The organism is Paraburkholderia lebeckiae (assembly GCF_014201005.1).
In the GTDB taxonomy this organism is placed as follows: Bacteria; Pseudomonadota; Gammaproteobacteria; order Burkholderiales; family Burkholderiaceae; genus Paraburkholderia; species Paraburkholderia tuberum.
This window is the reverse complement of the sequence record NZ_JACHDK010000006.1, coordinates 141,650-159,905: the sequence shown is the minus strand read 5'-3', so window position 1 is coordinate 159,905 and position 18,256 is coordinate 141,650. Positions and strand designations below refer to the sequence as shown.

The window sequence follows — 18,256 nt, the reverse complement described above, 5'->3', positions numbered from 1 at the left end:
CAGTCGGCGCGTTCATCGGGGAGGTTGTCATGGAACTGAACGACGCGTTACGGATTCCGCTGGCGCCGTCCGAGGTCTGGGACGCGTTGCAGGACCTCGCGCTGTTGCGTGCCAGCCTCGACAACTGCGAGTCATTCGTGCGTCTCGCCCACGGCGAATACGCGCTGACGATGACCGTGCCGCTCGGCCCGTTGCGCGCGCACTATCAGGCGCGCGCGCACGTCGCCGGCCAGGATTCCGGCCCGGCGGACGCGCAGCGCCGCACCATCAACTTCAAGGCCCTGGCCGAGGGCATCGGCGCGTTGCGCGGTCAGATCGAAGTGCGTTTGCGCGCGGACGAGGGGCGGGAGCGCGGCACGCGCATCGACTACACATTGTGGGCGACGTCGTCGGGACCGCTCGCCGAGCTGCCGACGCGCCAGCTCGAGAACGCCTTGCGTCAGATTGCCGACGATTTTTTCGCCGAGTTCGACGCCGTCGTGCGCGCCAAGCACGGCAAAGGGCCGAACCGCGCGCGTGGCACGGCGCCGCGTCGCCAGTACGTGTTTTTGCGGCCGATCACGCTCGGCGGCATCGCGCGGCGAGCGCGCATCGAGCACAGCCATGCGCTGTCGGGGCGCGCGGCGAGCGCGTCGCATAGCTGGTCGCATCACGAGCCCGGTCAGCATGTCGTGCCGTACTGGGCGTGGGCCGGGATGATCTTTCTGGTCGCACTATTGTTGTATGTCGCGCGCTGGTTCAGCGAGCATTGAGGCCGCGAGCCGCGCGCAGCCCCTGATGGAACGCGCGACAGACATCCCCGCGCGACTACGAAATCCCGGTGACGCACTACGAAATAGCGGTGCTCCCGCCGCCTTCATCTAATCCCCGCGAAACTCCCGCCGCCACGCGCTCGGCGACGTGCGAAACGCGTCCGCGAAATGCTGCCGCAGCGATGCGGCCGAGCCGAATCCGGCGCTCGCCGCGATCGCTTCGACCGACCCGTCGGTGCTTTCCAGCAGCTGTTGCGCACGCGCGAGCCGCTGCGCGAGCAGCCACGCGCCGACGGTGGTGCCGGTCGCGAGCCGGAAGCGCCGCGTGAAGGTGCGGCGACTCATCAACGCGCGCGCGGCGAGCGTGTCGAGCGTATGCGGCGCGGCCAGGTTGCCGCTCACCCAGTCGAGCAGGCCGGACAGGCGATCGCCGCGCGGGTTCGGCGGCATCGGCTGCTGCACGTATTGCGCCTGGCCACCCTGGCGATGCGGCGACACGACGAGCCGGCGCGCGACGTGGTTCGCCATCCGCGCGCCGCAGATCTTGCGCAGCACGTGCAGGCAGCAGTCGAGGCCGGCGGCGGTGCCGGCCGAGGTCAGCACGTTGCCGTCGTCGACGTACAGCACGTCGGCGTCGAGCCGCACGCGCGGGTAGCGGCGCGCGAAGTCGTCGGCCCAGGCCCAGTGCGTCGAAGCGGGCCGTCCATCGAGGATGCCCGCGGCGGCCAGCACGAAAGCGCCGAGGCACAGGCCGACGAGCAGCGCGCCGCGCGCATGCGCGGCCCTCAGCGCGTCGAGCAGCGCGGCGGGCGGGGTTTCGGCGGGATCGCGCCAGCTCGGCACGATGATCGTCTGCGCGTCGGCAAGAGCTTCGAGTCCGTGTATGACCTCGATCGAGAAGCCCGCGGTCGTCGCCAGCGCGCCTGTTTCCGCGGCGCAGACGCGGAAGTCGAAGTCGGGAACACCGCCGCCGCGACGGTCTTCGCCGAACACGACGCACGGCACCGACAGATGGAACGGGCTGATGCGGTCGAACGCGACGACGGCGACGACGTGGCGCGGCGCCTGACCGGAGACGTCGTCGGAAGATGCGAAGGTGGTCATGCCGGGCGCCTCATGAAAGCCATAAGTATGGCCCGATCCTAGCGAATGTTGTCATTCGGGCCGCTGTCGACAGGCGGGCAGCGGAGCAACAATGCCGTCATTGCCGTTGCGCCGCGGCCACCGCGCTGGGCGCGCGCCATCGACCGCTTTTTCTGACAAGGAGCCTTGCCATGAGCACACCCGCGCCGCGCCGTGCGCTGATCGTCATCGACGTGCAGAACGAATACGTGAGCGGCGACCTGCCGATCGAATTTCCGGACGTGCGCACGTCGCTCGCCAACATCGGTCGCGCGATCGATGCGGCGCGCGCCGCCAGCGTGCCGGTCGTGGTCGTGCAGAACGTCGCGCCCGCCACCTCGCCGCTGTTCGCGCGCGGCAGCGCGGGCGCGGAACTGCACACGGTCGTGAGCTCGCGCGTTCATGACCATTTCGTCGAGAAGTCGCTGCCGAGCGCATTCGCTGGGACCGATCTGGCCGACTGGCTCGCCGCCCGGCAGATCGATACGCTGAGCGTCACCGGCTACATGACCCACAATTGCGATGCCTCGACGATCAACCACGCGGTGCATGCTGGCCTCGCCGTCGAGTTCCTGCACGACGCAACCGGCTCGGTGCCGTATGAAAACAGCGCGGGCTTCGCGAGCGCGGAGGAGATTCATCACGTGTTCAGCGTGGTGCTGCAGTCGCGCTTCGCGGCGGTCGCGAGCACCGATCAATGGATCGCGGCGCTAAAGAGCGGCGCGCCGCTCGAGCGCGGCAACATCTATGCGTCGAATCAGGCGGCGCGAGCACGCCGGGCGGTTGCCTGAACCCGGCGCAGGGGCGGTGGTCCGGTCCAAAAACAGAAGCGGGCGGTTCACCGAACCGCCCGCTTTTCCAATCCGTCACCCTCGCGCGACTTCTACGCCGCCTTCCTGCGCAACGCCGGACTCAGGCGCAAGGCGTCGAACATCGCTTCCACCATCTGCTGCGCATGCGCGCCGAAGTCGGTCGCGTCGGGCAAAAACAGCATGTCGCGCAACGAGCCGCCGACGAACGCGTGGACCATCGCCGCGGCAAGCTTCGTGTCGAGGTCGACGGGCATCTGGCCTTTGGAGATCGCATTGCGCAGACCGCCCTCGATCTTCGCGAGCCCCTCGCGCATATTGGTCTGATACCGTTCCATGACCGGCCCCATGTCTTCGACCAGCTCGCACTTCAGAAACAGGATGTCGAACACGCGGCGGCGGCGCGGATCGTTGGCGGTGTCGCGCAGGCAGACGATGCAGACTTCCATCAGTCGCCCGAGCGGATCGGCTTCGTTCGGATCGAGCGATGCCGCCTTCAGTTCGTCGAGCGGCAGCAGCACGCGGTCGAACATTTCGGTGAACAGCTCGCTCTTATGCGCGAAATGCCAATAAATGGCGCCGCGCGTGACGCCCGCGGCCTGGGCGATATCGGCCAGCGACGTGCGCGATACACCCTTCTCGAAGAAGACCTGTTCGGCCGCGTCGAGAATCCGGTTGCGCGTCTCCAGCGCCTCTTCTTTGGTTCTTCTGACCATATTGGTGTAGCCTGCGCTGATCCTGGGGTTTATGCGGACAGTTTTAAGTCAGTCTGATGACGCTTTGACTACTTCTGAAGCGAATTGCGACGCGAATCTGCGGTACCCCGGCCTCGGAAGATATGAATGCACTTTTACATGCATTCATGAATGTATATATAATAGCACCCCACGATCGGATAGCCCAAGCCGTGACGAGCGGTTAATATCCGTCACTGTTGCCTTTCGAAAGCGCTTTCGCGGCCGCCAAATGGCGGCGCTGCGCGGCATTCCCCGGTATGGCGCATTCGTAGCAGGGTGCCCTGCAGGCGCAGGTTTGCATCCATGGGCTTCCGGTCGAGCGTCGCGAGACGCTTGTGTGCGCTGTCGTCCCCGGGGTAGGGATGCGCGCACTTTTTCATTACTCAGTCTTTGACAGAGGTCGCTCCATGCGCGTCGAACGGGTTCCATTCCGCTTAATCAGTGCCGCGACGGCTGCCATCTTGCTGGCGGCGTGCGGACCAAAACAATCTGCCCCGCCGCCACAGACGCCCGAAGTCGGCGTCGTCACCCTCCAGCCGACGACCGTGCCCGTCGTCACCGAACTTCCCGGCCGTACCAGTGCCTTCCTCGTCGCGCAGGTGCGTGCACGGGTCGACGGCATCGTGCTGCGCCGCGAGTTCACCGAGGGTAGTGAGGTCAAGGCCGGCCAGCGTCTCTACAAGATCGATCCGGCGCCGTACATTGCGTCGTTGAACAACGCGAGGGCATCGCTCGCGAAGGCGCAGGCGAACCTGGTGACGACCACCGCGCAGGCCAATCGCTACAAGGTGCTGGTCGCGGCGAACGCGGTCAGCAAGCAGGACTACGACAACGCGGTCGCCGCCGAAGGCCAGGCCGCCGCCGACGTCGCCGCGGGCAAGGCCGCGGTCGATACCGCGCAGATCAACCTCGGTTACACCGACGTGACCTCGCCGGTGACCGGCCAGATCGGCGTGTCGCAGGTCACGCCGGGCGCCTTCGTGCAGCAGAGCGCGGCCACGCTGATGTCCACGGTCCAGCAACTCGATCCGGTCTACGTCGACCTCACGCAATCGAGCCTCGACGGTCTGAAGCTGCGCCGCGAGGTCCAGGAAGGGCGTCTCAAGACGACCGGCCCGGGCGCCGCGCAGGTCACGCTGGTGCTGGAAGACGGCCGCATCTATTCCGAGAAGGGCAAGCTGCAGTTCACCGACGTGACCGTCGACCAAGGCACCGGTTCGGTCACCGTGCGCGCGATCTTCAAGAACCCGAACCACGTGCTGCTGCCGGGCATGTTCGTGCGCGCGAAGATCGACGAGGGAGTCAACCAGAACGCGCTCATCGTGCCGCAAGTCGGCGTCACGCACGACCAGAAGGGTCAGCCCACCGCGCTCGTCGTCGGCAACGACAACAAGGTCGAGCTGCGTCAGCTCGTCACTTCGGGCACCTTCGGCTCGTACTGGGTGGTCTCGGACGGCCTGAAGCCGGGTGACCGCGTGGTCGTCCAGGGCACCGACAAGGCGCGTCCCGGCCAGCAGGTCAAGCCCGTGCCGGCGCAACTGCCCGGCACCCCGGCTTCCGACGCAGCCGCGAACGGCGCGCAGACGGGTCAACCGGCGGCTCAACCTGCCTCCGCCGCCTCGGGCGCGTAATAACAGGGAGCCCGCCACATGGCAAAGTTCTTTATTGATCGCCCGATTTTTGCATGGGTGATCGCCATCATCCTGATGCTCGCGGGTCTCGCGTCGGTGTTCACGCTGCCGATCGCGCAATACCCGACCATCGCGCCGCCGTCCATCCAGATCAGCGCAACCTATCCGGGTGCTTCGGCGAAGACGGTGGAAAACACCGTTACGCAGGTGATCGAGCAGCAGATGAGTGGTCTGGACCACCTGCTGTACCTCGCGTCGACCTCGGACGACTCGGGCACGGCCACCATCACGCTGACGTTCGCGGCCGGCACCAATCCTGACATCGCGCAGGTGCAGGTGCAGAACAAGCTGCAGCTCGCTACGCCGTTGCTGCCGCAGGCGGTGCAGCAGCTCGGCACTAGGGTCACGAAGTCGAGCAGCAGCTTCCTGCTGGTGATGGCGTTCGTGTCGACCGACGGCAGCATGAACAAGTACGACCTCGCGAACTACGTCGCGTCGAACATTCAGGATCCGATCAGCCGTATCGACGGCGTGGGCACGGTGACGCTGTTCGGCTCGCAGTACGCGATGCGGATCTGGCTCGACGCGAACAAGCTGAATAACTTCGGTCTGACGCCGCTCGATGTCGAAACCGCGCTGCAGGCGCAGAACGTGCAGGTCGCGGGCGGCTCGCTCGGCGGCACGCCGTCGGTGCCGGGCCAGGTGCTGCAGGCCACGATCACGCAGGCGACGCTGCTCAATACCCCCGAGCAGTTCGGCAACATCCTGCTGAAGGTGAATCAGGACGGCTCGCAGGTGCGTCTGCGCGACGTGTCGCGCGTCGAGCTCGGCGGCGAAAACTACAACTTCGACACCAAGTACAACGGTCAGCCGACGGCAGGCTTCGGTATCCAGCTCGCCACGGGCGCGAACGCGCTCTCCACCGCGAAAGCGGTGCGCACGAAGATCGCCGAACTGTCGAAGTACTTCCCGCACGGTCTCGTCGTGCAGTACCCGTACGACACGACGCCGTTCGTGCGCCTGTCGATCGAGGAAGTGGTCAAGACACTGCTCGAAGGTATCGTGCTGGTGTTCCTCGTCATGTACCTGTTCCTGCAGAATCTGCGCGCCACGCTGATCCCGACGATCGCGGTGCCGGTGGTGCTGCTCGGTACGTTCGCGATCATGAGCGTGGTCGGTTTCTCGATCAACACGCTGTCGATGTTCGGTCTCGTGCTCGCAATCGGCCTGCTGGTGGACGACGCGATCGTGGTGGTGGAAAACGTCGAGCGGGTGATGCAGGAGGAGGGCTTGTCGCCTCGCGATGCAACCCGCAAGGCGATGGACCAGATCACCGGCGCGCTCGTCGGCGTGGCGCTCGTGCTGTCGGCGGTGTTCGTGCCGGTGGCGTTCTCGGGCGGCTCGGTCGGCGCTATTTACCGGCAGTTCTCGCTGACGATTGTCGCGGCGATGGTGCTGTCCGTGCTCGTCGCGTTGATTCTGACGCCGGCGCTGTGCGCGACGATCCTGAAGCCGATTCCGAAGGGGCATCACGAAAAAGCCACCGGCTTCTTCGGCTGGTTCAACCGTACCTTCAACACGAGCCGCGACAAGTATCACTCGGGCGTGCACCACGTGATCAAGCGCTCGGGCCGCTGGCTCATCATCTACATGGTGGTGATCTTCGCGGTGGGGCTGCTGTTCGTGCGTCTGCCGAAGTCGTTCCTGCCTGACGAAGACCAGGGCACGATGTTCGTGCTGGTGCAAACGCCGTCGGGTTCCACGCAGGAAACTACCGCGCGCGCGCTGAAGGACGTGTCGGACTACCTGCTGATCGACGAAAAGGCGATCGTCGAATCGACCTTCACGGTGAACGGCTTCAGCTTCGCGGGTCGTGGCCAGAACGCGGGTCTCGTGTTCGTGCGGATGAAGGACTACGCGCAGCGCCAGCACGCGGACCAGAAGGTGCAAGCGCTGGTGGGCCGTCTCTACATGCACTTCAGCACCTACAAGAACGCGACGGTGTTCCCGGTCAATCCGCCGTCGATTCCTGAACTCGGCACCGCGGCGGGCTTCGACTTCCAGCTGCAGGACCGCGCGGGTATCGGTCACGCGAAGCTGATGGAAGCGCGCAACATGCTGCTCGGTCTGGCGGCAAAAGATCCGACGCTCGCGCAGGTGCGTCCGAACGGCCTGAACGATACGCCGCAGTTCAAGGTGAGCATCGACCACGAGAAGGCTTCGGCGCTCGGCGTTTCGCTCGCCACGATCGACCAGACGTTCTCGATCGCGTGGGCCTCGGCGTACGTGAACAACTTCCTCGACACCGACGGCCGGATCAAGAAGGTCTACCTGCAGGGCGACGCGCCGTTCCGGATGAAACCGGAAGACGTGAACGCCTGGTTCGTGCGCAACAGCGCGGGCGCGATGGTGCCGTTCTCGGCCTTCGCGAACACCGAGTGGACCTTCGGTTCGCCGAAGCTCGAGCGCTACAACGGTATTTCGTCGGTGGAAATCCAGGGTGCGGCCGCGCCGGGCAAGTCGACCGGTCAGGCGATGGCGGCGATGGAACAGATCGTCACCAAGCTGCCGGCGGGAGTCGGCTACGAGTGGACGGGTCTGTCGCTGCAAGAGCGTCAGTCGGGTTCGCAGGCGCCGATCCTGTACGGCATCTCGATTCTCGTCGTGTTCCTGTGTCTCGCGGCGCTGTATGAAAGCTGGTCGATCCCGTTCTCGGTGATCATGGTGGTGCCGCTCGGCGTGATCGGCGCACTGCTGGCCGCGACGCTGCGCGGGCTCGAGAACGACGTGTTCTTCCAGGTGGGTCTGCTGACCACCGTGGGTCTGTCGGCGAAGAACGCGATTCTGATCGTGGAATTCGCGCGAGAACTGCAGCAGAGTGGAGGCATGGGACCGATCGAAGCCGCGCTCGAAGCGGCGCGTCTACGGTTGCGTCCAATCCTGATGACCTCGCTCGCGTTCATTCTCGGCGTGCTGCCGCTCGCGATCAGTAACGGCGCGGGGTCGGCAAGCCAGCACGCGATCGGTACCGGCGTGATCGGCGGCATGTTGACGGCGACCTTCCTCGCGATCTTCATGATCCCGATGTTCTTCGTCGTGATTCGCGCGAAGTTCGGCGGTGAGAAGGAAGACCCGGATGAGGCGCTGCGCCACTACGAACAGCACCATCCGCGCGATCCGCAAGGCGGCGCGGCGGGTGGCACGACCGACGGCTCGGATGGCAATGGCTCGGGCAAGGATGGGCATTGAGATGCAAAAACACTCTTTGATTGCAGTAGCGGTCGCGCTGCTCGCCACGGGTTGCACGCTGGCACCGCACTACCAGCGGCCCGCGGCGCCCGTGACGGCGACCTTCCCGACCGGCGGCGTGTACGACCAGCAGCCGGGCGCGCAGGGCGCGCGCAGCGCGAACGGTCAGGCCGCCGCGGACATCGGCTGGCGCGACTTCTTCGTCGATCCGCGTCTGCAGCAGCTGATCGGAATCGCGCTGAAGAACAACCGTGATCTGCGTGTGTCGGTGCTGAACATGCAGGCGTCGGCGGCGCAGTACCGTATCGTGCGCGCGGGCCTGTTCCCGACGCTCGACGCCGCGGCCTCGCAAAGCAAGTCGCGCACGCCGAAGGACCTGACTTTCACCGGCGTGACGATCTCCAACACGTATTCGGTGGGCTTGAACGCGTCGTGGGAAATCGACTTCTTCGGGCGCGTGCAGAGCCTGAAGGATCAGGCGTTGGCCACGTACCTCGGCACCGCGCAGGCGCGCAAGGCGGCGGAAATCGCGCTGGTGTCGCAGGTGGCGAACCAGTACATGACGGTGCTCGAACTGGACGATCTGCTGAAGGTCACGCAGAACACGTTGAAGACGGCGCAGGAGTCGTATCGGATCACCAAGCTGCAGTTCGATAACGGCACCGGTTCGGAACTCGATCTGCGCCAGGCGGAAACGGTCGTCGAGACCGCGAGCGCGGACCTGCAGACGCAGACGCGTTTGCGGGCTCAGGCTGACAACGCGCTGGTGCTGCTGATCGGCGAGCCGTTGCCGGCTGATCTGCCGGGCGGCCTGCCGCTGAACGACCAGAGCCTGCTCACGGATATTCCGGCGGGCCTGCCGTCCGATCTGCTGACGCGTCGTCCCGACATCATCGAGGCCGAGGAGAATCTGCTCGCGGCCAACGCGAACATCGGCGCGGCGCGCGCGGCGTTTTTCCCGAAGGTCACGCTGACCGGCAGCGCCGGCACGCTGAGCCCGACGCTCGGCGGGCTGTTCAAGCCGGGTTCGGCGGCGTGGAGCTTCGCGCCGTCGATCACGCTGCCGATCTTCGAGGGCGGTCAGAACATGGCCAACCTCGATCTCGCCAACATCGAGAAGAACGTGCAGATCGCCACGTATGAAAAGGCGATCCAGACGGCCTTCCGCGAAGTGGCGGACGGACTGGCCGCGCGCGGCACGTACGACGAGCAGATCGCGGCGCTCGAGCGGGATGTCGCGGCCGAGCAGCGCCGGCTGGATCTGTCGACCCTCCGTTATACGAACGGTGTCGACAGCTATCTTTCGGTGCTGACCGCGCAGACCTCGTTGTACGTGGCTCAGCAGGCGCTGGTCACCGCGCGCATGGAACGTCTGCAGAACCTGGTCACGCTGTACCAGGCGCTCGGCGGCGGCTGGATCGAGCACAACGGCGACCAGCCGCGTCCCGCCGACGCGCCGGTCGACTACGGTGCGGCGAGCGCACCGGTCGCGGCTTCGGCGGCGACGGCAGGGTAAGCGCTTCGGCTCGACGAACCGCTGAAGTAAAGCAAAAACGCCACGGCATGCCGTGGCGTTTTTGTTGATTCGCGGCGTTCGGTGCCGCTCGCCGCATTATCGACGCATCCAAAGCTCAATGCAGATCCGCCGCCCGCAGCATCTCGTTGCTCTGCGGTTCGCCGCCCGCGCTGGCGTCGAGATCGTGCCCGGCGCGGCGAAGCTCGCTCTTCGCCTTCTTCTCGCTCTTTACGCCGTTGAAGATCAGGTTCAGCGCGACCGCCGACACCGACGCGAGCAGAATCCCGCTATGTAGCAGCGGCGACAACGCCGGCGGCAGTTGCGAGAAGAAGTGCGGCGAGACGACCGGCACGAGGCCGAGCCCGATGCTGACCGCGACGATGAAGAGGTTGTGCTGATTCCTCACGAAGTCGACGCGCGACAGCACCTTGATGCCGTTCGCCGCGACCATGCCGAACATCACGATGCCCGCGCCGCCGAGCACGAACGCCGGCACCGACGCGACCACCTGCGCCATCTTCGGGAAGAGGCCGAGCAGCACGAGGATCACGCCGCCCATCGCGCACACGAAGCGGCTCTTCACGCCGGTCACGCCGATCAACCCTACGTTCTGCGAGAACGACGTATGCGGGAACGAGTTGAAGATACCGCCGATCAGCGTGCCGAGACCGTCGACGCGCAAGCCACGCACCAGCGTTTTCTGATCGACCGGACGATCGACCATGTCGCCGACCGCGAGAAACATCCCGGTCGATTCGATGAACGTGACGAACATCACGGTGACCATCGTCGCGATCGACAGCGGATCGAAGTGCGGCAGACCGAAGTGGAACGGCATCACGAAGCCGACCCACGGCGCGTGTGTGACGCCGTCCATGTTGACGCGGCCGAGCATCAGCGCGATCGCGAAGCCCGCGACGATGCCGAGCAGCACCGAGATGTTGGCGACGAACCCCCTGGCAAACTTGTTGATCAGCAGGATCAGCGTCAGCACGAGCAGCGACAGGCCGAGATATACCGGATTGCCGTAGTCGGGATTGCCGACACCGCCGGCCGCCCAGTTGATGCCGACCTCCATCAGCGACAGGCCGATCACCGAAATCACGACGCCGATCACGACCGGCGGGAAGAAGCGCAGCAGCTTGCCGACCGCGGGCGCGAGCAGAATACCGATCACGCCGGCCGCGATCGTCGAACCGAAGATATCGAGGATGCCGAGCGAAGGATTGGTGCCGATGGCGACCATCGGGCCGACGGCCGCGAACGTGCAGCCCATGATGACGGGCAGACGGATGCCGAAGATCCACAGTCCGAGCGTCTGGATCAGCGTGGCGATGCCGCACGAAAACAGATCGGCGCTGATCAGGAAGGCGATCTGGTCTTTCGGCAGCTTCAGCGCGGCGCCGACGATCAGCGGCACCGCGACCGCGCCGGCGTACATGACCAGCACGTGCTGGATGCCGAGAGTGAGCAACTGGCCCGCCGGTAGGCGCTCGTCGCACGGGTGAACCGTGTTCGCTTGCATATCGTCTGTCTCCACCATCTCGTGTTGGGATGACTCCAAGGTATCGGGGACGAAAAGTCGCAACAAGACCATACGTGGCTATTCCGGCATTCCCGGCGACGATATGCAGGGACCTGTTTTGAAAGGCAAATTAAAGCCACGAGTGGGACGGATCGGCCGTCGGACGCCAGAGAGCCCCATGCAGTGGGGGCTGCGGGCGGTGCATGGCGTGCGCGGCGCGGGTTCGTGGCGCGAGGGGATATGTGTGAGAATCAATGACGTGTATCACGCTTCACGCATAGTCCTGTTTTGATGACGCTCGCAGCACGGCGGGGTTAACCCGCGAATGGTTTTTTTCGCGTGTTTTCCGAGCTGTTTGTTCAACGTTCGCGGCGTCTGTGCAGCTTCGCCTTTGAGCTTCGCTTTCCCACTTCGTCGCCAGTCTCGCTGGCTCCTTCTTCATCTCATTTCAACGTCCCTGCGCTCATGAGTTTTCTCGGCATCGACCTCGGCACCGGCTCCCTGAAAGCGGCAATCGTCGACGAACATGGACGCGAGCAGGCGGTATCGAGCGTCGCTTATGCGCTCGTTACGCCGCACGCGGGTTGGGCCGAAAGCGACGTCGAGACCTGGTGGAACGCGCTCGTCCATGCGATGGCGGGCCTGCCGCGCGAGCTGCGTGACGGCGTGCGCGCGATTGGCTTCTCTGGCCAGATGCACGGCGTCGTGCTGCTCGATGCAAACGGCGCAGCCGTGCGGCGCGCAATGCTGTGGCCCGACTCGCGCGCGCTCGCCATGCTCGACGCGTGGCCCGAGCCGCAACCGAATCCGGTCGCGCCCGGCATGGCCGGACCGCTGCTGCGCTGGCTCGTGCTGCAAGAACCGGAAGCCGCGCGCCGCACGCGCTGGGCGCTGCAGCCGAAGGACTGGCTGCGCGTCGCACTCGGCGGCGCGTGCGTGACCGATGCGTCCGACGCGTGCGCGACCGCGCTCGCCGATCCCGCCGGCGCGTGGAACACGGCGCTGCTGCAACGCCTCGAGATTCCGACCGAGTGGTTCGCGCCTGTGGCGCCGTCGTATGCGGCGGCGGGCGCGCTGTCGCCGCAGGCCGCGCAGGCACTTGGCTTACGGGCCGGTATCGTGCTCGCCACCGGCGCCGCGGATACGCCGTGCGCGGCGCTCGGCAGCGGACTCGTGCGTGACGGCGACGCGCTGCTGACGACCGGCACCGGCGGACAGATCGTCGTGCTCGGGAACGACGAGCCTGCGCCGCTGAAGGGCTTGCATCGCTATCGCGCGGCGAGCGATCACTGGTATCGGATGGCGGCGATGCAGAACGTCGGCATCGCGCTGGAGCGGGTGTGCGGGTGGCTGTCGTTTGGGTGGGCGGAGGCTTACCGAGAGGCATTTGACGATGCGGCTGATTCAAGCGCTCGTGCCGCCGCTGAAGTGGCGTCGACGCTGAGCTTCCTGCCGTACCTGACCGGCGAGCGCACGCCGTGGCTGAACCCGCGGGCACGCGGCGGCTGGCTCGGTTTGTCGCTCGAGCATACGCGCGGCGCGATGATGCGTGCCGCGTTCGAGGGCGTCGCGTTCTCGTTGCGCGCGGGGCTCGACGCGATTCGCGCGAGCGGCGCACCGGTGACGGCGCTCAAGCTCGCGGGCGGCGGCTCCGTCGATGCGCGCTGGCGACAACTGCTCGCCGATGCGCTCGACGTCGACCTGCATGCGGTCGATTGCCCGAACGCGGCGCCGCGCGGCGCGGCGATCCTCGGCGGTCTCGCGTGCGGCCACTGGCAGACGCGCGATCTCGCCGCGCTCGCGCCGCGCGCGACGCGCGTCGCGGGTCCACGAGGCGATGCGGCGCTGGCTGAACGCTATACGCGCTTCGTCGATCTGTATGGCCGGGTCGAGCCGTGGTTTGGTGGTAGCGCGCCGGGCGAAGCGAAGTGACAGCGACGGCGTTGAACACGGTGCCGAGCGCAGCCATCGGCGACGCAGCCTTCACGCACTATGCAATACCATGACGCTTTTCGCGTGCCACGTAGTCGCCCGGCACGCGATGCCATTTCGCATTCACGCATTCACGGACTCACAGGAGCATTGACGATGAAGACCAAAGCAGCAATCGCATGGAAAGCCGGCGCCCCGTTGACGATCGAGGAAGTCGATCTCGAAGGTCCGCGCGCCGGTGAAGTCCTGATCGAAGTGAAGGCGACGGGCATCTGCCACACCGACTACTACACGCTGTCGGGCGCCGATCCCGAAGGCATCTTCCCGGCGATTCTCGGCCACGAAGGCGCGGGCGTGATCGTCGATGTCGGGCCGGGCGTCGGCACGCTGAAGAAGGGCGATCACGTGATTCCGCTCTACACGCCCGAATGCCGTCAGTGCAAGTTCTGCCTGTCGCGCAAAACGAACCTCTGCCAGGCGATCCGCGCGACGCAGGGCAAAGGCCTGATGCCCGACGCGACCTCGCGCTTCTCGCTCGATGGCAAGCCGCTGTTTCACTACATGGGGACGTCGACGTTCTCGAACTACATCGTCGTGCCGGAGATCGCGGTCGCGAAAGTGCGTGAAGACGCGCCGTTCGACAAGATCTGCTACATCGGCTGCGGCGTGACAACCGGCGTCGGCGCGGTCGTGTATTCGGCGAAGGTCGAGGCGGGGGCCAACGTGGTCGTGTTCGGGCTCGGCGGTATCGGGCTGAACGTGATCCAGGGCGCCAAAATGATAGGCGCTGACAGGATCATCGGTGTCGATCTCAACCCGGGCCGCGTCGAACTCGCGAAGAAGTTCGGCATGACGCACTTCATCAACCCGAACGAAGTCGAGAACGTCGTCGATCACATCGTGCAACTGACCGACGGCGGCGCCGACTACTCGTTCGAATGCATCGGCAACGTGAAGGTGATGCGCCAGGCGCTTGAATGCACGCACAAGGGTTGGGGGCAGTCGTTCATCATCGGCGTCGCGGCGGCGGGCGAGGAGATAAGCACGCGGCCGTTCCAGCTGGTGACGGGCCGCGAGTGGAAGGGCTCGGCGTTCGGCGGCGCGCGAGGTCGCACCGACGTGCCGAAGATCGTCGACTGGTACATGGAAGGCAAGATCAATATCGACGATCTGATCACGCACCGTCTGCCGCTCGAGCGCATCAACGAGGGCTTCGATCTGATGAAGAAGGGCGAGTCGATCCGCTCGGTCGTGCTCTACTAAGCGAGGAGCGTCGCGATGCTCGAACTACTATCGTCGCACGCCTGCCACGGCGGCGAGCAGCGCTTTTACCGGCACGAGTCGCGCACCATCGGTCTGCCGATGCGCTTCTCGGTCTATCTGCCGCCGCAGGCGTTGCGAGGCAATGCGAAGGTGCCCGCGCTGTTCTACCTCGCGGGGCTGACCTGCACCGAAGAGACCTTCGCGATCAAGGCCGGCGCGCAGCGCTGCGCGGCCCGGCACGGCATCGCGCTGATCGCGCCGGATACGAGCCCTCGCGGCGCGGGCGTGCCCGGCGAGAGCGATGCCTGGGACTTCGGCGTCGGCGCGGGCTTTTATGTCGACGCGACCGAGGAGCCGTGGGCGCGGAACTACCGCATGTACTCGTACGTGCGCGACGAGCTGCGCGAAACGGCGCTTGCGAACCTGCCGATCGATGGCGTGCGTCTCGGCATCTTCGGTCATTCGATGGGCGGGCACGGCGCGCTGATGCTCGCGCTGCGCAATCCGGACATTTATCGGTCGGTGTCGGCATTCGCGCCGATCGCGGCGCCGATGCGTTGTCCGTGGGGCGAGAAGGCGTTTAGCGGTTATCTCGGCGAGAACCGTGAAGCGTGGAAGCAGTACGACGCGAGCGAGCTGGTTTCGCACGCGACGCACAAGTTCGCGGAAGGGATTCTCGTCGATCAGGGGCTCGCGGATCAGTTCCTGCCCACGCAGCTCAATCCCGACGTGTTCGAAGCGGCGTGCAAGGCCGCGGGTCAGCCACTGACGTTGCGCCGGCATGCGGGTTACGACCACGGCTACTACTTCATCTCGACGTTCGTCGAGGATCATCTCGCGCATCACGCGAAGGTGTTGCTCGGCTGAAAACGTCGGGTAGCGCGGCATGAAATAACAAACGGCGGCACGTGTGCCGCCGTTTTTCCGTGTGATCGGCGTAAGCGCCGCTCAATGCCGCTTCAACAGACTCCCGCCATACACCACCGCCGACAGCGCGGTGATCCAGAAGCTCGTCGGCCAATCGGTATGGAACGCGAGCGTCAGCCCGAGCCACGCCTGCGCGAGAGCGAACACGGCCGCGAGCACGAGACCCGTCGACAGCCGCGTGCTCAGGTTCTGCGCGGCGGCGGCCGGCCCCACCATCAGCGTGAACACGAGCAGCACGCCGACGATCTGCGTGCAAGCGGCGACGGCCAGCGCGGCGATCGCAAGAAACAGCACCGACACGCTGCGCAGCGACACGCCCTTCGCTTCGGCCAGCTCCGGTTGCAGTGACGCGAACAGCAGCGGCCGCATGATGGCCGCGAGCGCGACCAGACTGACGACGCCCAACGCCGCGAGCACACCGAGCGTCGCTGCACTGACGCCGAGCACGTTGCCGAACAGCAGCGCCGTGACCTGCGTCGCGTAGGCGGTGAAGAAATGCAGAAACAGCAGCCCAAAGCCGAGCGACAAGGAAAGGATTACGCCGATCGCGACGTCGCGGCCGGCGAGCCGTTCGCCGAGCGCGCCCATGCCGACACCGGCCGCGAGCGTGAAGCCGATCATCCCCCAGATAGGCGGGATGCCGATCAGCACCGCGCCGGTCGCGCCGGTGAAGCCGACATGCGACAGCGCGTGGCCCGCGAAGGTCTGTCCGCGCATCACCAGAAAATAGCCGACCACGCCGGCCAGCACCGCGACGATCCCCGAGGCCGCGAATGCGTTCACCATGAAATCGTATTCAAACATCGTGCGTGTGTCCGTCGCGTAAGTCGTGGGGGGTTGGGCGACTGTGCGAGTGGCCGTGCGAATGCGTATGTCCGCCGTCCTCGTCGTGTTCGTGCTCGTGATCGTGCTTCTCGACTTCGACGCCGCCCGACATCACGAAGATGCGGCCGTTCACGCGCATCACGTCGATCGGCGAGCCGTACAGACGCGACAGCACCGGCCGCGTGATCACTTCGTCGACGGTGCCGAGCGCCGCGACGCCGCTGCCGAGATACAGCACGCGATCGATCGAGTTCAGCAGCGGATTGAGTTCGTGCGCGGAGAACAGCACCGCGATGCCGAGCTCCTGCTGCACGCGCCGCACCAGTTCGACGACGCTCTTCTGGTGATGCGGATCGAGACTGATCAACGGTTCATCGAGCAGCAGCAGTTTCGGATTGCCGAGCAGGCATTGCGCGAGCAGGAGCCGCTGCCGTTCGCCCCCCGACAACTCCGACAGTGGCCGCTTCGACAGATTCGTCCCGCCGACGAGCTCGAGCACCCGATCGACGTCCGCGCGCGTTTTTGCATCCGCATGCGGCAAGCCCCAGCGATGACCATCGGCTGCCATCGCGACCAGATCGCGGCCGCGCACGCGACGGCCGGCGAGCGCGCTGCGCGTCTGCGGCATATAGCCGATCGACGCGTTGCCGCGCTCGACCGTCTGCCCGAGCACGCGGATCGCGCCGCCCACGGCCGGCACGAGGCCGAGCACCGCGCGCATCAGCGTCGTCTTGCCCGCGCCGTTGGGCCCGAGCACGCCGATGAACTCGCCCTGGTTCACGACGAAGCTGGTGTCGCGCAGGATCGTGCGGCCGCCCAGATCGAGCGTCACGTTGGCGAGTTCGAGCACGGGCCTGTCGCCGCGCGCGGTGGGTGCGCCTGATTGCGCACCTGCTGGCGTTTGATGGCCAGTCGGAATCATGGAGCCTTTCCTTGCGCGTTCGCGCTGGTCGCGCCAATCGCGCCGTTCGTGTCACCCGCCGCGAGCGCTTTCTGCAACGCATCGAGCTGCGTCAGCATCCACGTCTGATAGGTCTTGCCGGGCGGCAGGGTTTCGGTGACGCTCATCGTCGGTACCTTCGATTGTTGCGCGAGCTTCAGCATCCGTTGGGTCAGCGCCTCGGTGGCCTGGCTGTTATAGATCAGCACGCGCACGCGCCGCTCACGCAGATCGCGTTCGAACGCGGCGATATCGGCCGCGCTCGCTTCGGTGTCGTTCATCGTGGCGAGCTGGAAGCGCTGGTTGCGCATGGCGAGGCCAATCGCGTCAGACATATAGCCGAACACCGGCTCCGTCGCCGTGACCGGCAAGCCCGCATAGTGGCCGTGCAGCTCGGCGACCTTCGCGTCGATCGGCTTCAGCGAATCGAGAAACTTCGCGAGGTTCGCATCGTACGCCGACTTGTGCGCCGGGTCAGCAGCGCAGAGCGCGTCGCTGACCGCGCGCGCGACTTTCGGCATCGTCGCCGGGTCGTACCACAGGTGCGGATTGTCGCCGCCTTTTTTGCCGACGAGGTCGGCCGCGACGATCATGGTGCGATGCGTGCCTTTCGATGCGGCCAGCAGCTTCGCCATCCACGGATCGTAGTCGGCGCCGTTGTAGACGACGAGGCTCGCATGCTGCAACGCGCGCGCGGTGGCCGGGCTCGCTTCGAACAGATGCGGGTCCTGGTCCGGGTTGCTGAGGATGCTGATCACGTCGACGCGATCGCCGCCGAGTTGCCGGACCACGTCGCCATAAAAGTTCTCCGCGGCGACGACCGGAATTTTCGCGTCGGCGGCGAACGCGTTGTGGCCGAAGCTGAGCGCCGCGATCGCGAGCAGACAGGTGTACAGGGTGCGCACAGACGTCGAACGCTTCAGCGCGCGGTGCGCTCTGGACAACATCGAGCCGATTGTTTTCATCGTTGTTTCCTGCTGGGTGAGAGTTGAATCAGCCACTCGCGGTGGCAAGGCCAAATACGGGGT

14 protein-coding genes are annotated in these 18,256 nt (G+C 65.8%); 8 read left to right on the top strand and 6 right to left on the bottom strand.

What is annotated here, in order from left to right:
- Window positions 1–29 precede the first annotated feature (29 nt).
- Window positions 30–752, top strand: coding sequence for an SRPBCC family protein (locus tag HDG39_RS13855; protein ID WP_018421687.1), 723 nt, complete (start codon window positions 30–32; stop codon window positions 750–752).
- A 108-nt stretch (window positions 753–860) separates the two neighbouring features.
- Here HDG39_RS13855 and HDG39_RS13850 read toward each other — a convergent pair whose 3' ends face one another.
- A complete protein-coding gene (locus HDG39_RS13850; protein ID WP_184006453.1) occupies window positions 861–1,856 on the bottom strand; it encodes a helix-turn-helix domain-containing protein in 996 nt (331 codons plus the stop codon).
- A 170-nt stretch (window positions 1,857–2,026) separates the two neighbouring features.
- Between HDG39_RS13850 and HDG39_RS13845 the strand changes: the two genes are divergently transcribed.
- Complete coding sequence (locus HDG39_RS13845; protein ID WP_184006452.1) at window positions 2,027–2,665, top strand: isochorismatase family protein; 639 nt, start codon at window positions 2,027–2,029, stop codon at window positions 2,663–2,665.
- Between the two features lie 92 nt (window positions 2,666–2,757).
- On the opposite strand, the gene HDG39_RS13840 is transcribed toward HDG39_RS13845, so the two are convergent.
- Window positions 2,758–3,399, bottom strand: coding sequence for a TetR family transcriptional regulator (locus HDG39_RS13840; RefSeq protein WP_184006451.1), 642 nt, complete (start codon window positions 3,397–3,399; stop codon window positions 2,758–2,760).
- A 428-nt stretch (window positions 3,400–3,827) separates the two neighbouring features.
- Here HDG39_RS13840 and HDG39_RS13835 point away from each other — a divergent pair, with 428 nt between their 5' ends.
- The 3 genes from HDG39_RS13835 to HDG39_RS13825 are packed head-to-tail and all read left to right on the top strand — an operon-like array spanning window position 3,828 to window position 9,816.
- Entirely contained in the window at window positions 3,828–5,051 is a 1,224-nt protein-coding gene (locus HDG39_RS13835; protein WP_184006450.1) for an efflux RND transporter periplasmic adaptor subunit, read from the top strand.
- A gap of 18 nt (window positions 5,052–5,069) precedes the next feature.
- Complete coding sequence (locus tag HDG39_RS13830) at window positions 5,070–8,300, top strand: efflux RND transporter permease subunit (protein ID WP_184006449.1); 3,231 nt, start codon at window positions 5,070–5,072, stop codon at window positions 8,298–8,300.
- A 1-nt stretch (window position 8,301) separates the two neighbouring features.
- On the top strand, window positions 8,302–9,816 hold the full coding sequence (locus HDG39_RS13825) for an efflux transporter outer membrane subunit (protein WP_026226018.1): 1,515 nt from the start codon (window positions 8,302–8,304) through the stop codon (window positions 9,814–9,816).
- A 115-nt stretch (window positions 9,817–9,931) separates the two neighbouring features.
- Here the strand turns inward: HDG39_RS13825 and HDG39_RS13820 are convergent, their stop codons facing one another.
- Window positions 9,932–11,341 (bottom strand): nucleobase:cation symporter-2 family protein, encoded by a 1,410-nt coding sequence (locus HDG39_RS13820; RefSeq protein ID WP_184006448.1) that lies wholly within the window; start codon window positions 11,339–11,341, stop codon window positions 9,932–9,934.
- A 465-nt stretch (window positions 11,342–11,806) separates the two neighbouring features.
- Between HDG39_RS13820 and HDG39_RS13815 the strand changes: the two genes are divergently transcribed.
- The 3 genes from HDG39_RS13815 to fghA all read left to right on the top strand — a co-directional run bounded on the left by HDG39_RS13815 (window position 11,807) and on the right by fghA (window position 15,403).
- Window positions 11,807–13,273 (top strand): xylulokinase, encoded by a 1,467-nt coding sequence (locus HDG39_RS13815; protein ID WP_184006447.1) that lies wholly within the window; start codon window positions 11,807–11,809, stop codon window positions 13,271–13,273.
- A gap of 156 nt (window positions 13,274–13,429) precedes the next feature.
- Window positions 13,430–14,536: an S-(hydroxymethyl)glutathione dehydrogenase/class III alcohol dehydrogenase gene (locus HDG39_RS13810; RefSeq protein WP_184006446.1), complete on the top strand. Its 1,107-nt coding sequence runs from the start codon at window positions 13,430–13,432 to the stop codon at window positions 14,534–14,536.
- Window positions 14,537–14,551: 15 nt separating this feature from the next.
- Window positions 14,552–15,403 (top strand): S-formylglutathione hydrolase, encoded by an 852-nt coding sequence (gene fghA, locus HDG39_RS13805; RefSeq protein ID WP_184006445.1) that lies wholly within the window; start codon window positions 14,552–14,554, stop codon window positions 15,401–15,403.
- Between the two features lie 81 nt (window positions 15,404–15,484).
- Here the strand turns inward: fghA and HDG39_RS13800 are convergent, their stop codons facing one another.
- From HDG39_RS13800 to HDG39_RS13790, 3 genes are read right to left on the bottom strand one after another with little or no spacing between them, the layout of a single operon-like run.
- On the bottom strand, window positions 15,485–16,267 hold the full coding sequence (locus HDG39_RS13800; protein WP_184006444.1) for a metal ABC transporter permease: 783 nt from the start codon (window positions 16,265–16,267) through the stop codon (window positions 15,485–15,487).
- Window positions 16,260–17,210, bottom strand: a complete 951-nt coding sequence (locus tag HDG39_RS13795) for an ABC transporter ATP-binding protein (protein WP_184006443.1) — start codon at window positions 17,208–17,210, stop codon at window positions 16,260–16,262. Before HDG39_RS13795 ends, HDG39_RS13800 begins: the two co-directional genes overlap by 8 nt.
- Window positions 17,207–18,193: a metal ABC transporter solute-binding protein gene (locus HDG39_RS13790; protein ID WP_184006442.1), complete on the bottom strand. Its 987-nt coding sequence runs from the start codon at window positions 18,191–18,193 to the stop codon at window positions 17,207–17,209. The genes HDG39_RS13795 and HDG39_RS13790 overlap by 4 nt, the downstream gene beginning before the upstream one ends.
- Between the last annotated feature and the right edge of the window lie 63 nt (window positions 18,194–18,256).

Coding starts and splice junctions, on each gene's coding strand:
- HDG39_RS13795 (WP_184006443.1), bottom strand. CDS start 17,210: ATGATTCCGACTGGCCATCAAACGCCAGCAGGTGCGCAATCAGGCGCA.
- HDG39_RS13790 (WP_184006442.1), bottom strand. CDS start 18,193: ATGAAAACAATCGGCTCGATGTTGTCCAGAGCGCACCGCGCGCTGAAG.
- HDG39_RS13850 (WP_184006453.1), bottom strand. CDS start 1,856: ATGACCACCTTCGCATCTTCCGACGACGTCTCCGGTCAGGCGCCGCGC.
- HDG39_RS13810 (WP_184006446.1), top strand. CDS start 13,430: ATGAAGACCAAAGCAGCAATCGCATGGAAAGCCGGCGCCCCGTTGACG.
- HDG39_RS13800 (WP_184006444.1), bottom strand. CDS start 16,267: ATGTTTGAATACGATTTCATGGTGAACGCATTCGCGGCCTCGGGGATC.
- HDG39_RS13835 (WP_184006450.1), top strand. CDS start 3,828: ATGCGCGTCGAACGGGTTCCATTCCGCTTAATCAGTGCCGCGACGGCT.
- HDG39_RS13825 (WP_026226018.1), top strand. CDS start 8,302: ATGCAAAAACACTCTTTGATTGCAGTAGCGGTCGCGCTGCTCGCCACG.
- fghA (WP_184006445.1), top strand. CDS start 14,552: ATGCTCGAACTACTATCGTCGCACGCCTGCCACGGCGGCGAGCAGCGC.
- HDG39_RS13855 (WP_018421687.1), top strand. CDS start 30: ATGGAACTGAACGACGCGTTACGGATTCCGCTGGCGCCGTCCGAGGTC.
- HDG39_RS13820 (WP_184006448.1), bottom strand. CDS start 11,341: ATGCAAGCGAACACGGTTCACCCGTGCGACGAGCGCCTACCGGCGGGC.
- HDG39_RS13840 (WP_184006451.1), bottom strand. CDS start 3,399: ATGGTCAGAAGAACCAAAGAAGAGGCGCTGGAGACGCGCAACCGGATT.
- HDG39_RS13830 (WP_184006449.1), top strand. CDS start 5,070: ATGGCAAAGTTCTTTATTGATCGCCCGATTTTTGCATGGGTGATCGCC.
- HDG39_RS13845 (WP_184006452.1), top strand. CDS start 2,027: ATGAGCACACCCGCGCCGCGCCGTGCGCTGATCGTCATCGACGTGCAG.
- HDG39_RS13815 (WP_184006447.1), top strand. CDS start 11,807: ATGAGTTTTCTCGGCATCGACCTCGGCACCGGCTCCCTGAAAGCGGCA.